Raw genomic sequence first — 14,448 nt, 5'->3', positions numbered from 1 at the left:
CGGAGAAACAATGTTCTACAAGATGTTCAACGCCCTGAGCGCCGCCCTGATCGCCGCCGCTTGCGGCAGCGCCGTCGGCGCCGAGCTCTCGCCCGTCTACGTGGGGGCGGACGTGGGCACGCAGTTCAGTCACAACTCCAGCCTGGTGCGCGCCTACGCCGGCTACAACGTGGGCGGCAATACGCTGTTCGGCCTGCAGCAGACGCACGGGGTGGAGGTGATGTTGTTCACGCTGGGCACCGAGACGAAAACGGTGCGCTTCTTTGACTACGGCTACGCCGGCGGCAACCCGGTGCGCGCCAGCGGTATCGGCATCAACTGGAGCACGGCGCTCAAGCTGGACGACAAGTGGTCGCTGACCGGCCGCCTGGGCGGCAACTATGCCTGGGCCTCGACCAGCTACCGCTACGGCGCCGACAGCGACACCTACGCCCGCGGCGGCGTGACGGCGGACGTGGGCGTGGCCTACAAGCTCAATCCGAACGTGTCGCTGACGGTGGATGTGAGTTACATGCCGATCCGGCTGAACCGCTATGAGAAAAACACCAAGCCGACGCTGGGCACCGGCTTGCGTTACAACTTTTAACCTGAGCGCGGGCGCCACCACCGGCGCCCGCCGAGGGTTTGATTACAGCACGTAGCGCGACAGGTCTTCGTTGACCGCCAGCGCGTCCAGGCGCGCATTCACATACGCGGCGTCGATCACGATGGTCTTGCCGCTGTCCTGGCTGGCCGTGAAGGACAGCTCCTCCAGCAGTTTTTCCATCACCGTGTACAGCCGGCGCGCGCCGATGTTCTCGGTGCGCTCGTTGACCGAGTAGGCGATCTCCGCCAGACGGTTGATGCCCTCCGGCGAAAACTCCAGCTTGACGTCCTCGGTCGCCAGCAGCGCCTCGTACTGCTTGGTCAGGCAGGCGTCCGTGCTGGTCAGGATGCGTTCGAAGTCGGCGATCGACAGCGATTCCAGCTCGACCCGGATCGGGAAACGGCCCTGCAGCTCGGGGATCAGGTCCGATGGCTTGGCCAGGTGGAAGGCGCCCGAGGCGATGAACAGGATGTGGTCGGTCTTGATCATGCCGTACTTGGTGTTGACGGTGGTGCCCTCGACCAGCGGCAGCAGGTCGCGCTGCACGCCGGCGCGCGAGACGTCGGCGCCGCCCACCTCCGAGCGCGACGCGATCTTGTCGATCTCGTCCAGGAAAACGATGCCGTTCTGCTCGACGTTCTGGATGGCCTTCTGCTTCATCTCGTCCTCGTTGACCAGCTTGGCGGCCTCCTCGTCGATCAGCACCTTCATGGCTTCCTTGATCTTGACCTTGCGCGCCTTCTTGCGCTGGGCGCCGATGCCGGAGAACATGGACTTGATCTGCTCGGTCATCTCCTCCATGCCGGGCGGGGCCATGATTTCCATCTGCGGGCCGGCCTCGGCCAGCTCGATCTCGATTTCCTTGTCGTCCAGCTCGCCCTGGCGCAGGCGCTTGCGGAAGGTCTGGCGGGTGCTGTCGTCCTTGGGCGCCTCGCCGCCCGGCGGCGTGAAGCCGAAGTCGCGCGCCGGCGGCAGCAGGATGTCGAGCACGCGGTCCTCGGCCGCGTCCTCGGCGCGGGTGCGCACCTTGGCCATTTCCGACTGGCGCGTCTGCTTGACGCCGATGTCGATCAGGTCGCGGATGATGGTGTCGACGTCGCGGCCGACGTAGCCGACCTCGGTGAACTTGGTGGCCTCGATCTTGATGAACGGCGCGTCGGCCAGCTTGGCCAGGCGGCGCGCGATCTCGGTCTTGCCGACACCGGTCGGACCGATCATCAGGATGTTTTTCGGCGTGATCTCATGGCGCAGCGGTTCCTCCACCTGCTGACGGCGCCAGCGGTTGCGCAGCGCGATGGCGACCGCCTTCTTGGCCTTGGCCTGGCCAACCACGTGTTTGTCGAGTTCGCCGACGATTTCCTGCGGGGTCATGTTCATGCTGGATCCAGTGTCTCAATGATGTGGTTCAGGTTGGTGTAGATGCACAGCTCCCCGGCGATGGTCAGCGATTTTTTGACCACCTCCGCCGGCGACAGTTCCGTGTTCTCGACCAGGGCCTTGGCGGCCGATTGCGCGTAGGTGCCGCCGGAGCCGATGGCGCCCACGCCATCCTCGGGCTCCAGCACGTCGCCGTTGCCGGTGATGACCAGGGTGGAGTCGGCGTCGGCCACCAGCAGCATGGCCTCCAGGCGGCGCAGCACGCGGTCGGTGCGCCAGTCCTTGGCCAGCTCCACCGAGGCGCGCAGCAGGTTGCCCTGGTGCTTTTCCAGCTTGCCCTCGAAGCGGTCGAGCAGGGTGAAGGCGTCGGCGGTGCCGCCGGCGAAGCCGACCAGCACCTTGCCCTGGTACACCTTGCGCACCTTGCGGGCCGTGCCCTTCATGACGATACTGCCCAGCGTGACCTGGCCGTCGCCGCCCAGCGCGACTTGCTTGCCGCGACGCACGCACAGGATGGTGGTGCCGTGAAATTGTTCCATAGTTACCTCAAAGTAATGATGCAGGCTGCCTCAGGACTGAAAAGTGGGGCTGGAAACGCGGATTGCAAGTTACGTCAGTATTTGTGGGGATAGATTCTTGCTAAATTAGCATACCCGAGCAATCGCAGCAGCGCGGCGACCAGGTGATTGACGTCGCGGAAGGCGATCTTGCGCCGTTCCCCCGGCAGCGCCTGCAAGGCGGCGTGCAGCTGCAGCGCGCTGGCGTAGTCGATGCGCGTCAGGCGCGAGCAGTCGAACACCAGCGCCGGATACTGCTCGGCGTAGCGCTGGATGGCCGGCAGCAGGGCGCCCAGCTGGTGTTCGATGAGCGGCGGCAGCATGAAGCGGTCGGGCGATGCCGACACGTGTTGCGCCGGCGCCATGGCCACCTTGTGCGGCGGCGTGAACGGCGGCGGCGACACTTCGAACGTCACGCAGTAATCCATGCTGACCTGTTCGAATTCCTTCTCGCGCTGCTGCAGCTGCAGCAGCTCCAGCAGCAGCAGCCAGACGGCCTCGCCCTCGTCGCGGCGGCCGATCACGAGGTTGGCGCGCAACTGCGCCGTGAGCGCGGCGGCGCCCACCAGGATCAGCTCGCGCTGTAGCCGCTGCAGCTGGCGCAGGGTCTCCAGCAGCGGCGCCGCGCCGTCGGCGTGCACCGCCGCCACCCGCGTGAATTCCAGCCGCAGCACCGGATGGCCGCCGGCCAGCTGGCGCAGCCGTTCCAGCTGCGGCGCGATGTGCGCGCCCAGCACGCCGCTGAACGACTCGGTCGGCGTCAGCCCGGCCCAGTCCGGCGAGGCGGCCGCCAGCGCGGCCGGCGCCTGCCACGACGGCGGCGAGGTTTCGAAGGTGCTGGCGTAGTCGATCGACAGATTGTCGAAATCGTCCTGCCGGCCGGTCACCTGGTACAGGTCGAACAGCATCCACCAGGCGCTGCGCTCGCTGTTGATGTGGTTGGCCTCGGCCACGGCGGCCAGCAGCATCTGGCGGGCCACGTCGGCCTGGCCGTTGGCGTACAGGATGGCGATTTCCTCCACCGCCGGCGTGTGCTCGTCGGCGGCCGCCAGCGGCAGGTCGTCGTCGCTCAGCAACAAGGTGGTGGGGATGGCGGCCAGCTCGGCGTCGTCGGCGCTGGCGCGTGGCGGGCGCGGCGGCCGCTGGCTGCCCCAGGCCGGTTCCGGCAGGTTGAAGATGTCGGCCGCCATGGCCGATTCGATGGCGTCGATCTTCATGGCGGTGGCGCGCGCGATCTCGCGCTGGCGCGCCGCCTGGCTCTGGCGCTCCGCCTCGCTGTTGGCGGCCAGCCGCGCCTGCTCGTCGTCGGTGAGCGGCGGCAGGGTCCCGGCCTTCTTGAAGAGTGAGAACAATCCCATAGCGACATAGTGTAGCCGCAAGCGGGAGGTTTGCCGTATTACCTGTCGGAAGGGAAACGCAAATTTGCGTAAAAAAAGCACGCGGTGTGAGGCGCGTGCTTTTTGGGCGGCGGCGGGATCAGTCGCCGTACAGCTTTTGCTTCAGTTCGCGGCGTTGCTGCGCTTCCAGCGACAGGGTGGCGGTCGGGCGGGCGATCAGGCGCGGAATGCCGATCGGTTCGCCGGTTTCCTCGCACCAGCCGTAGTCATTGTTGTCGATGGCCACGATCGATTGCTGCACCTTCTTCAGCAGCTTGCGTTCGCGGTCGCGGGTGCGCAGTTCCAGCGCGTGCTCTTCTTCGATGGTGGCGCGGTCGGCCGGATCCGGCACCAGCACGGTTTCGCGCAGGTGCTCGGTGGTTTCACCGGCATTCTTCAGCAGTTCTTTTTCCAGAGCTTGCAACTTTGCCTTGAAGAAAGCCATTTGCGCAGGATTCATATAATCCTTGTCATCCATCGCCAGAATTTCTTCCTCGGTCAGGATGCGCTCAGGGGCTGCGGGGGTCGATTTATTAGTTTTGGTCATAACTTCGCTTACCTTCGATACGACAGAGTTGTCATCAACATACAAAACCCGGATAGTTTATACCAGACATTGTTCTAAACCGCTAATAAAGATGTCTTTGGGAAGATTTTTCCCAATAAATACCATTTTGCTGCCACGAACGTCGTTTTCTCCCCATTTCGCGCCCAGGTCGCTGCCCATGATCTGGTGCACGCCCTGGAACACGACCTTGCGATCGGCGTCCTGCATGAACAATACGCCTTTGTAGCGCAGCATGCGAGGACCGTACACATTGACCAGGCCGCCGAGGAATTCATCGAGCTTGGCGGTGTCGAACGGGCGGTTGCTCTTGAACACGAAGGCGGCGATATCGTCGGTGTGGTGGCCGTGGTGGTGGTCGTGATGATCATGGTGGTGGTGATGGTCATGGCCGCAGTGCTCGTCGTGCACATGGCCTTCCTCGTGCGCCTGCTCGGTCAGCAGGAAGTCGGGGTCCAGCTCCAGCTTGTCGTTGAGGTTGAAGCCCTTCAGGTCCAGCACCTCGCCGATCGGGGCGCGGCCGAAGTCCGACTTGCTGATCGGCGCGCGCGGGTTCATGCGGGTCAGGCGCGCGGTCAGGGCCGCCAGCTGTTCCTCGCTCACCAGGTCGGTCTTGGACAGCAGGATTTTGTCGGCGAAGCCAACCTGGCGCTGGGCTTCCTCGTGCTGGTCCAGCTGGTCCATGGCGTGGCGCGCGTCCACCACGGTGACCACGGCGTCCAGCATGTAGTGAGCGCCCACTTCCTCGTCCACGAAGAAGGTCTGCGCCACCGGGCCGGGGTTGGCCAGGCCGGTGGTCTCGATCACCACGCGGTCGAACTGGATCTCGCCGGCCTCGCGCTTTTGCGCCAGGTTGCCGAGGGCGACGATCAGGTCGCCGCGCACGGTGCAGCAGATGCAGCCGTTGTTCATTTCCACGATTTGTTCGCCGGTGTCCTGCACCAGGATTTCATTGTCGATGTTTTCCTGGCCGAATTCGTTTTCAATGACCGCGATGCGCATGCCGTGCTCCTCCTGCAGGATGCGGTTGAGCAGGGTGGTCTTGCCGGCGCCGAGGAAGCCGGTCAGGATGGTGGTGGGAATCATAGCCATGGTGGTAGTGGGTAATCTCAAAATGCGCAAATGCAATCGGGCGATTATGCCGGAATTTTTCCGGCGCTAGCAATTCGCCTGATTGAGCAATATCAGCACGCGCCGCCCGGGTTTACTTCAGTTTAGCGCGTGGATGGGCTTTGTCGTACACCTCGGCCAGGTGCTGGAAGTCCAGCGCGGTGTAGACCTGGGTCGAGCTGACGCTGGAATGGCCCAGCATTTCCTGCACCGCGCGCAAGTCGCCCGACGATTGCAGCACGTGCGAGGCAAACGAGTGGCGCAGCATGTGCGGGTGCACGTGCACCGGCGCGCCGTGCGTCACGCCATGGGCCTGCAGCCGCTGCTGGATCACGCGCGGCGACACGCGGGTGCCGCGCGCGCTCAGGAACAGGGCGTTGCCGCCGTCGCTGGGGGCCGGGCGCACCGCCAGCCAGGCCCGCAGCGCCTCCAGCGCGGCGCTGCCGACCGGCACCGTGCGGCGCTTGTTGCCCTTGCCGGTGACGGTGACCTCGCGGTTGCCGGCCTCCACCCAGCCCAGGCTGTCCTTGCCCGGCGTCAGGTCCAGCCCGGCCAGCTCGGAGACGCGCAGGCCGCTGGAATACAACAATTCAAACATGGCGCGGTTGCACAGCTCGGCCGGTGTGGGCGTGGCGCCGGCGCTGGGGCGCCGGGGCGCCACCAGTTGCACGGCGTCGTCCACCGACAGCGCGCGCGGCAGGCTCTTGCCGCGCTTGGGCGCGCGCACGCCCTGCACCGGATTGGCGGCCAGCGGGGTTTGTTCGCTCAGCCATCGGAAGAAGCCGCGCCAGCTGGACAGCTTGCGCGCGATCGAGCGCGGATCGAGTTGCTGCGCGTGCAGTTTGGCGGTCAGGCGGCGGATGGCGTGCTGGTCGAGCCGGTCCCAGTCCAGCGCGCCGGACAGCGTCGCCAGCTCCCGCAGGTCGCGCGCGTAGGCGGCGGCGGTGTGTGGCGACAGCTGGCGCACGCCGCGCAGATGGGCGAGATAGGCGTCGATCCAGGCCAGCTTGCTGTCTGGAGCGTCGCTCATGGCGCGGCTCAGGCCAGCAGCCAGGCCAGCGCGGTGCTGGTGGTTTCGCCGATGTGCACCAGGAAGTCGGTGGCCATCAGCGAGGTGAAGCGGTTGGCGTCCTGCGAGCCCATGATCAGCAGGCCGAAGGCTTGCTTGTCGCCCGGCTTGCGCAAGGGGATGATGACGGTCGACACCACGGCCGACGGGTCGTCCAGCCAGCGCACCGCCTCGAAGTCCTTGTTGGCGCCGCAGTACGGGGCCAGCAGGCTGTTGGCGAAGATGCGCGCGTCCTCCGACACGCCCTTGACGAACCACTCGTCCAGGTAGTCCGGCGCGGTGTTCCAGATGCGCACCGTCACCTGTGGCACGTCGAACGCGCTCTTCAGGCCGCTGGTGACCGCGTGCGGCATCGAGCCCACGTCCTCCGACTGCAGCAGGATCTGGGTCCAGCGGTGGAACTTGTTGGCGATGGCCTCGTTTTCCGACGCCACGCGCATCAGGTTGTGCATGCGCAATTCCAGCGCCTTGTATTTGTCGCGCAACACTTCCATCTGGCGCTCCTGCAATGACACGGCGCGCCCGGTCAGCGGACTGGTCAGTTTGATTTCCCCCAGCAGCTCGGCGTGCTGTTCGAAGAAATGCGGATGATCGGTCAGGTATTGGGCGACGGCGTTGGAGTCCAGTGGGGAAGTCATTGAGGTACTTGATAGGCTAGATTGAAGTGCAATTCTAAACGAAAAAAAACGGACATGGTGTCCCATGCCCGTCATTCCCCAACTCACGCTGGCAGTTCTTGCGACTGCGCCGTTTAGAAGTTGTGGTGGATGCCGACGCTGTAGAAATTGAAGGTGGCGGCGGCGGTGGCCTTGCGGCGCGTGCCGTCGACATACAGGTAGGTGCGCGGCGACAGGTTGTAGTCGTAGCCCAGCGAGAACTGCTTGGTCTTGGCGATGGTCGGCACGTTGAGCGCGTTGTCCGGCGTCTTGCGGCCGAAGCCGGCGCGGATCAGGCCGGCGCCCACGGTGTAGTTGGCGCCGACCAGCCAGGCCTTGGTGATCGGATTGATCGGCACGCTGTAGTTCTGGTCCTGGCGCTGGTAGGAGCCCATCAGCTTGAGGTCGGGGATAGGCTTGAACGAGGCGCCCACCGACCACAGCTTGGTCGACACGGCGTTGCGCTCGTAGGCGGCGTAGGCCGAGAACGGGCCCTGGGTGGCGGTGGCGCTGACCGAGTAGGGATTGACCGGCGCCATGCTGTTGGCCGGGAACTGCGGCGCGGCGGCGGTGCCGCGGCCGATGATGACCGGATTGTTGTTGGCGTCCTTGGTGGCCACCGTGACGTTCAGCTGGAACACGCCGCCGATCACCGGGGTGTTGTAGAACACGGCGTTGGAGAAGCGGTTGGCCGAGTTGCCGGCCACGCTCAACGGGTCCGAGGTGTAGCCGGCCACCTGCAGGTCGGTCTGGTAGCCGGCCACGGCCGGCATGCCCGACCACGGCTCGTAGGCGGTGCTGGTTTCCTGGAAGGCGGTCAGGCCGCGGCCGAGACGGATGGTGCCGAAATCACCCTGCAGGCCGACCCGGCTCTGGCCCTGGAACAGCGGGCGCACGGTGCTTTCGATGGCGCCGGTGTCGGGCTCGTAGCGTATCTCCAGCTGGAACAAGGCTTTCAGGCCGCTGCCGAGATCCTCCACGCCGCGGAAGCCCAGCTTGTTGTTGTCGCGCTTGCCCACGGCGGTCACGTCGGTATCGGTGCGGCGGGAAACACCCGCGTCCAGCGTGCCATAGATGGTGACGGACGATTGTGCCTGGGCGACGGAAAAAGCGCCCATGAGTGCCAGAGCCAACAATGATTTCTTCATTTGTTCTTCCTTTATAAGTGTATTTCGCATCCCCTCGCCGCCGCGTGACCGCCGGTTGCTAAGAACCTTAATTGGTCGTTGCTTCAATTGCGCTGGAATGGTCGATTGGGACGGCTTGTTTTGGTCGAAAGCCGCAGAACCCGGGCTTCTTGTTGTATTTTTGAAACGCTTGTCAGGCACGTTATTTGTCCCGTTTTGGGCCCGATTTGCTTTCATTCGGGCATCAAAACAGCTCTAGCGTACAGGCGGGACAGGGGGGCGCCGCTTGTGCCAGATCAAACCGCGGCGCATATTGTCTAGGGTGTGGCGCGGATGGCACGCTACACTGAGGTTCATAAAAGGTCCGTAGATAACACAGAGACGATGGCTAATCGAGAAGAGTTAGGGATCATACGCGGCGCCCGCGCCGGCGACGCGGACTGCCAGCTGGCGCTGGGCAAGTTGTACCTGTTCGGCGGCGCCGGCCTGCCGCTCAACGTCCCGACCGCGCTGCACTGGCTGGGGCGCGCCGCCCAGCGCGGGCTGGACGAAGCGTGGCGCCTGATCGGCAGCCACATCCCCGCCGACACCGCAAGGCATGCGCTGCCCGACGTGCTGCGCTGGTACGAGCATGCCCATGACGCCGGCATCCTGCAGGCCGGGCTGACGCTGGCGCAACTGGTGTTCCAGCACGGCGCCGCGCGCGACAGTTCCGCCCTGACGAACAAGGCCCGGCAGGCGCTGGAGGCGGCCGCGCACGCCGGCTTGCCAGAGGCGCAGTGGCTGCTGGCGCAGCGCGCCGCCGGCCGGCCATTGCATGTTGCGCCGCCGGTACAACGGCAGGCGCGCCAGCCCGCGCCGCGCCGGGCGGCGCGCCCGCTGTGGCGCGCCGACAACGCCGACCAGTTGATCCCGGCCGCCGATCACGCGCGGCTGGAGCTGCTGTGGCAACAAGACCACAACGCCTTCCTCGAACAGGCGCGGCCCCTGTTGCGCCGCCTGCTGGCCGGCGCGCCGGCCGACGCCGAGGCGGCGCGCGCCACCGACTGGCTGCCCGGCCCGCCGCAACTGCTGCTGTTGGCGCGCTGCGCCGAGCTGCTGCCGCCGTCCGCCGCCGACGCCGAGCTGCAGCAGTGCCGCGAGCTGGCCGCGTATGGCGGCGACCGCAATGCCCAGCTGGCGCTGGGCCTGTGGTTCGCGCGCATGGATGGCGAGGGCAAGCGCCAGAGCAACGGCATCGCCGCCGTCAACTTCAAGCGCGCCATCCGCTGGCTGACGCTGGCCGGCGAGCAGGGGCTGGCGGAGGCCTGGTTCGCGCTGTCGCGGATTTACCTCAAGCCGGAGTTCTCGCAGCGCAGCGTGGCGGAGGCGCAAAGCTACCTGGAGCGCGCGGCCGAGATGGGCCACTGCGGCGCGCAGCTGGAATGCGGCATGTACGCGTGGCGCAACCGCCGCACCGACGAGCAGAGCGACGTGCGCGCCGCCTACTGGCTGCAGAAAGCGGCGGCGCAAGGTTGCGAGGAGGCGGAGACGGCGCTGGCGCGCGTGGCGGCCGCGCCCAAGGAGGCGGGCTGGATGGCCAGCATCGTGACCTGTTTGACGCGCGAGCTGCTGGAAAGCCAGCCGCTGCTGGCGGCGCGCCTGGAACTGGCCGCGCTGTTCGGCCTGAGCCGCGCGGAAGCCTTGCTGCTGGATGTGAAGGCGGCCGACCAGGGCCATTGCCTGGTGGTCGATATCCGCGCCAGCTACGGCCGCAGCAAGCGCAGGCTGGTGCTGCTGCGCACGGCGCGCGAGCGTCAGGCGCTGGACCGCATCGTGCGCCTGTTCGAGTCCATCGACAGCGGTCCGGACGGGCTGGAAGGCAATTACCGCCAGCGCCTGTACCGCCTCAAGACCTGGCTGCCGAATGTCGGCGGCGACGACTTGCTGGCCGCGTGACCCGCCGTCATTCCCGCGCAGGCGGGAATCCATGGAGCGTGTCTGGCATAGCTCGCATCGGCGTCCGCCTGCGCGGGAGCGACGATCAAATCTCGATCTCGCCTTCGAAGACGGTCACGGCCGGGCCGGTCAGCCAGACCGGCTGGCCTTCGCCGGCCCACGCGATCGACAACTGACCGCCGCGCGCATCGACCCGCACCGGGCTGTCCAGCAAGCCGCGGCGGATGCCGGCCACGGCCGCCGCGCAGGCGCCGGTGCCGCAGGCCAGCGTCTCGCCCACGCCGCGCTCGAACACGCGCAGCTTCACGTGCTGGCGGTTGATGATCTGCATGAAGCCGGCGTTGACGCGGTTGGGGAAGCGCACATGGTGCTCGATCAGCGGGCCGGTCAGTTCCACCGGCGCGGCGTCGACGTCGTCCACCACCTGCACCGCGTGCGGGTTGCCCATCGACACCGCCGAGATCAGCACGCTCTCGCGCGCGCCGCCCAGTTCCAGCACCAGCGGCCACAGGGTGTCGCGGCCTTGCGGCTGGCCTTGCAGGCCTTCGGCGTCGAACGGCACCCGGCCCGGCTCCAGGACCGGCGCGCCCATGTCCACCGTGATGCTGCCGTCCAGCTCCAGCCGCGGCGCGATCACGCCGGCCTTGGTCTGCACGCTGATGCTGCGCTTGTCGGTCAGGCCTTTTTCCGACACGAATTTCACGAACGCGCGCGAGCCGTTGCCGCATTGCTCGACCTCGCCGCCGTCGGCGTTGAAGATGCGGTAGCGGAAATCGCAGCCGGCCTCGCTGGGCTTCTCGACCAGCAGGATCTGGTCGGCGCCGACGCCGAAGCGGCGGTCGCCCAGCAGCTTCCACTGCGCTGGCGTGAAGTCGATATGCTGGTTGACGCCGTCGATCACGACGAAGTCATTGCCGGCGCCATGCATTTTGGTGAATTTGAGTTTCATGTTTATTGTTTGCTGTACAGCGAGGGCTCGCCATTCGGGCGCGTCTTGAAGCGTTTGTGGGTCCAGAAATATTCGGCCGGGGCCTCGCGCACGCGTTCCTCGATGAACTGGTTCATGCGGCGGGTGGCGGCCACCATGTCGTCACCGGGGTAATTGTCCCACACTGGATAGAATTTCACACGCCAGCCGCGGTAATCGGGCAGGAAGGTGGCGATCACCGGCATCACCTGGGCGCCGGTGGTGGCGGCGATGCGCGCGGTGGCGGTCAGGGTGGCGGCCTGGATGCCGAAGAAGGGCACGAACTCGGCGTCCTTCTCGCCGAAATCCATGTCCGGCAGCATGAAGTAGGGCAGCTTGTCGCGCAGCGCGCGCAGGATGGGCTTGATGCCGTCCTGGCGCGTGAACAGCTTGACCGGCTTGAAGCGCGCGCGGCCGGCGCGCAGCACCCGGTCGAAGGCGGCGTTCTTCTGCGTCACGTACATCGAGGAGGCGCTGGCCTCCATGGCGATCGCGGCGCCGGCCACGTCCAGGCACACGAAATGCGGGCACAGCAGGATGGTCGGCTTCTCGGTCATCGCCGCCACCGGGATCACGCCACCGGGATCGATGGTGATCAGGCGTTTCAGGCGCGCCTCCGGCGCCCACCACAGCACGGCGCGTTCCCACACGCTGCGCGAGTAGGCCTGGAAGTGGCGGCGCGCGATGTCGACGCGCTGCTCCTCGGTCAGTTCCGGCATGCACAGGCGCAGATTGGTCAGCGCGATGTGGCGGCGCGAGCGCAGCGCCATGAACAACAGGCTGCCGACGGCGTCGCCGAAGCGGCCCAGCAGCGGCAGTGGCAGCCAGTGCAGCAGCCACATCAATCCCAACATCAGTTTCATGCGTTTTCCTTGGCCTTGGCCGCCGCCGGCGCCTCGATTCCGTGCGGCACCTTGTAGCGGTTGTAGCTCCAGTAATATTGCGACGGGCTGCGGACGATCAGGCGCTCCATGGCGCTGTTGATGGCCTGCGCCTGGGCGGCGCTGTCGCCGTCCAGGGTCCCGTCAAAGGGCACGAAGCGTACCACATAGCCGCGTCCGCCCGGCAGGCGCTCGGCGTAGGTGATGATGATGGTGGCGTCGCCCAGCAGGGCCAGCTTGGCCGGCAGGGTCATGGTGTAGGCGTCGCGGCCGAAGAAGGTGGCCCACACGCCTTCGCCCTCCTGCGGCACCTGGTCGGGCAGCACGCCCACCGGCTGGCCCTTCTTGAGGAACTTGGCCAGCATGCGCACGCCCGACATATTGGCCGGCGCCAGCAGCAGGTTTTTGCGCGCGCGCGCGCCCTCGATCAGCGGTTTCAGCGCCTCTTTTTTCGGCGGGCGGTACATCACCATCAGTTCGGTGCGCAGGGCGATCTCCTGCGCCACGATCTCGAAGCAGCCCAGGTGTGGCGTCATGAACACAATGCCGCGCCCGGCGTCCAGCTCGGCCTGCACCAGCTCCCAGTTCTCCAGCGTGGCGTGGCGCGACACGCGGGCCGGGTCGGCGCACCAGATGAAGGGCAGCTCGATGATGCTCTTGCCGGCTTCGGCGATGGCCGCGTTCAGGTGCTGCGCGACGCCGGCCTGGCGCATGTTGTCGCGCATGCGGCGGCGGTAGGACGGCGAGGCCCAGTACACCAGCCAGCCCAGCGCGGCGCCGGCGGCGTGCAACAGCGGCAAGGGGAAAATCGATAAAAAGCGAAAAAGTGGAACCAGCATGTGGCGTTTCTACCTGTGTTAGGGAGCAAGTTTTTTCAAAAAGGCGTAAAATACCATGAGTAGTAGCAGTAACCGCTGAGTTAATGACAACTTGCGATGCGGGATATAAATGTCGCTAAAGCGTCGCAAGCCGTGTTGGTATGCGACCGTTTTTCAAACCATATCAGGAGCTTGCGATGTCGAACGATTATCTTTTCACCTCTGAATCCGTCTCGGAAGGTCACCCGGACAAGGTAGCTGACCAAATTTCCGACGCTATCCTCGACGCGATTCTGGCCCAGGACCCGAAAGCCCGTGTTGCCGCCGAAACGCTGTGCAATACCGGTCTGGTCGTGCTGGCCGGTGAAATCACCACCCACGCCAACGTTGATTATATTCAAGTCGCGCGTGAAACCATCAAGCGCATCGGTTACGACAACACCGACTACGGCATCGACTACCGTGGTTGCGCGGTGCTGGTGGCGTATGACAAGCAATCGCCGGACATCGCCCAGGGCGTGGATGAAGGCGCCGGTATCGATCTGGACCAGGGCGCCGGCGACCAGGGCCTGATGTTCGGCTACGCCTGCGACGAGACCGCCGAGCTGATGCCGGCCGCCATCCACTACGCGCACCGCCTGGTCGAGCGCCAGTCGCAGCTGCGCAAGGATGGCCGTCTGCCATGGCTGCGTCCGGATGCCAAATCGCAAGTCACGCTGCGTTACGTCAACGGCCGTCCGGTGGCGGTGGACACCGTGGTGCTGTCGACCCAGCACGCGCCGGAAATGCAGCACAAGGCGATTGAAGAAGCCGTCATCGAGGAAATCATCAAGCCGGTGCTGCCGAAAGAGTGGCTGCAGGACACCAAATACCTGGTCAACCCGACCGGCCGCTTCGTGATTGGCGGCCCGCAGGGCGACTGTGGCCTGACCGGCCGCAAGATCATCGTCGATACCTACGGCGGCGCCTCGCCGCACGGCGGCGGCGCGTTCTCGGGCAAGGACCCATCGAAGGTGGACCGTTCGGCGGCGTATGCCGCGCGTTACGTGGCCAAGAACGTGGTGGCGGCCGGCCTGGCGCGCCAGTGCCAGGTGCAGGTGTCGTACGCGATCGGCGTGGCCCGTCCGATCAATATCACGGTCTACACCGAAGGCACCGGCGTCATCCCGGACGAGAAAATCGCCCAGCTGGTGATGGAACACTTCGACCTGCGTCCGAAAGGCATCGTGCAGATGCTGGACCTGCTGCGTCCGATCTACGGCAAGACCGCCGCCTACGGCCACTTCGGCCGCGAGGAGCCGGAGTTCAGCTGGGAACGCACCGACAAGGCCGCCATCCTGCGCGACGCCGCCGGCCTGAAATAATCAAGCTCGGCCGTAGCTGAAAACGCCAACGCCCCGGACTCCGGGGCGTTGTCATTT

At 65.8% G+C, this 14,448-nt stretch carries 14 protein-coding genes; 3 read left to right on the top strand and 11 right to left on the bottom strand.

Translation table 11 applies throughout. The annotated features are described in order from the left end of the window. Positions 1 to 10 precede the first annotated feature (10 nt). Complete coding sequence (locus tag FHW83_RS09150) at positions 11 to 586, top strand: outer membrane beta-barrel protein (RefSeq protein ID WP_176646022.1); 576 nt, start codon at positions 11 to 13, stop codon at positions 584 to 586. Between the two features lie 42 nt (positions 587 to 628). Here the strand turns inward: FHW83_RS09150 and hslU are convergent, their stop codons facing one another. The 8 genes from hslU to FHW83_RS09110 form a co-directional block, all read right to left on the bottom strand. Further along, positions 629 to 1,963 carry an ATP-dependent protease ATPase subunit HslU gene (gene hslU / locus FHW83_RS09145; protein WP_176646021.1) on the bottom strand — a complete coding sequence of 445 codons (1,335 nt, stop codon included), beginning with the start codon at positions 1,961 to 1,963 and terminating at the stop codon, positions 629 to 631. Further along, complete coding sequence (hslV, locus tag FHW83_RS09140; protein ID WP_176646020.1) at positions 1,960 to 2,502, bottom strand: ATP-dependent protease subunit HslV; 543 nt, start codon at positions 2,500 to 2,502, stop codon at positions 1,960 to 1,962. The genes hslU and hslV overlap by 4 nt, the downstream gene beginning before the upstream one ends. A gap of 74 nt (positions 2,503 to 2,576) precedes the next feature. Next, positions 2,577 to 3,878: an STAS domain-containing protein gene (locus FHW83_RS09135; protein ID WP_176646019.1), complete on the bottom strand. Its 1,302-nt coding sequence runs from the start codon at positions 3,876 to 3,878 to the stop codon at positions 2,577 to 2,579. A gap of 118 nt (positions 3,879 to 3,996) precedes the next feature. Beyond that, entirely contained in the window at positions 3,997 to 4,443 is a 447-nt protein-coding gene (gene dksA, locus FHW83_RS09130) for an RNA polymerase-binding protein DksA (protein WP_176646018.1), read from the bottom strand. Positions 4,444 to 4,500: 57 nt separating this feature from the next. Then, positions 4,501 to 5,553, bottom strand: coding sequence for a GTP-binding protein (locus tag FHW83_RS09125; protein ID WP_176646017.1), 1,053 nt, complete (start codon positions 5,551 to 5,553; stop codon positions 4,501 to 4,503). A 112-nt stretch (positions 5,554 to 5,665) separates the two neighbouring features. Beyond that, the gene (locus tag FHW83_RS09120) at positions 5,666 to 6,601 is read right to left on the bottom strand and encodes a tyrosine recombinase XerC (RefSeq protein ID WP_176646016.1); all 936 of its coding nucleotides are present in this window, start codon (positions 6,599 to 6,601) and stop codon (positions 5,666 to 5,668) included. A gap of 8 nt (positions 6,602 to 6,609) precedes the next feature. Then, a complete protein-coding gene (locus tag FHW83_RS09115) occupies positions 6,610 to 7,278 on the bottom strand; it encodes a DUF484 family protein (protein ID WP_176646015.1) in 669 nt (222 codons plus the stop codon). A 113-nt stretch (positions 7,279 to 7,391) separates the two neighbouring features. Then, complete coding sequence (locus FHW83_RS09110) at positions 7,392 to 8,444, bottom strand: porin (RefSeq protein WP_176646014.1); 1,053 nt, start codon at positions 8,442 to 8,444, stop codon at positions 7,392 to 7,394. Positions 8,445 to 8,807: 363 nt separating this feature from the next. On the opposite strand from FHW83_RS09110, the gene FHW83_RS09105 reads away from it, so the two are divergent. Beyond that, on the top strand, positions 8,808 to 10,361 hold the full coding sequence (locus FHW83_RS09105; protein WP_176646013.1) for an SEL1-like repeat protein: 1,554 nt from the start codon (positions 8,808 to 8,810) through the stop codon (positions 10,359 to 10,361). 85 nt (positions 10,362 to 10,446) lie between these two features. Here the strand turns inward: FHW83_RS09105 and dapF are convergent, their stop codons facing one another. The 3 genes from dapF to FHW83_RS09090 are packed head-to-tail and all read right to left on the bottom strand — an operon-like array spanning position 10,447 to position 13,048. After that, positions 10,447 to 11,310, bottom strand: coding sequence for a diaminopimelate epimerase (gene dapF / locus FHW83_RS09100; RefSeq protein WP_176646012.1), 864 nt, complete (start codon positions 11,308 to 11,310; stop codon positions 10,447 to 10,449). Positions 11,311 to 11,312: 2 nt separating this feature from the next. Then, positions 11,313 to 12,191 (bottom strand): lipid A biosynthesis acyltransferase, encoded by an 879-nt coding sequence (locus tag FHW83_RS09095; RefSeq protein ID WP_176646011.1) that lies wholly within the window; start codon positions 12,189 to 12,191, stop codon positions 11,313 to 11,315. Continuing rightward, the gene (locus FHW83_RS09090) at positions 12,188 to 13,048 is read right to left on the bottom strand and encodes a lysophospholipid acyltransferase family protein (RefSeq protein WP_176646010.1); all 861 of its coding nucleotides are present in this window, start codon (positions 13,046 to 13,048) and stop codon (positions 12,188 to 12,190) included. The genes FHW83_RS09095 and FHW83_RS09090 overlap by 4 nt, the downstream gene beginning before the upstream one ends. Before the next feature lie 176 nt (positions 13,049 to 13,224). Between FHW83_RS09090 and metK the strand changes: the two genes are divergently transcribed. Then, complete coding sequence (gene metK, locus FHW83_RS09085) at positions 13,225 to 14,391, top strand: methionine adenosyltransferase (RefSeq protein WP_176646009.1); 1,167 nt, start codon at positions 13,225 to 13,227, stop codon at positions 14,389 to 14,391. Positions 14,392 to 14,448 lie beyond the last annotated feature (57 nt).

It is taken from the genome of Duganella sp. SG902 (assembly GCF_013376005.1).
GTDB lineage: Bacteria > Pseudomonadota > Gammaproteobacteria > Burkholderiales > Burkholderiaceae_D > Rugamonas.
Note: the sequence above shows the minus strand (reverse complement) of the source record. Positions and strands in the feature narration are given on the sequence as shown.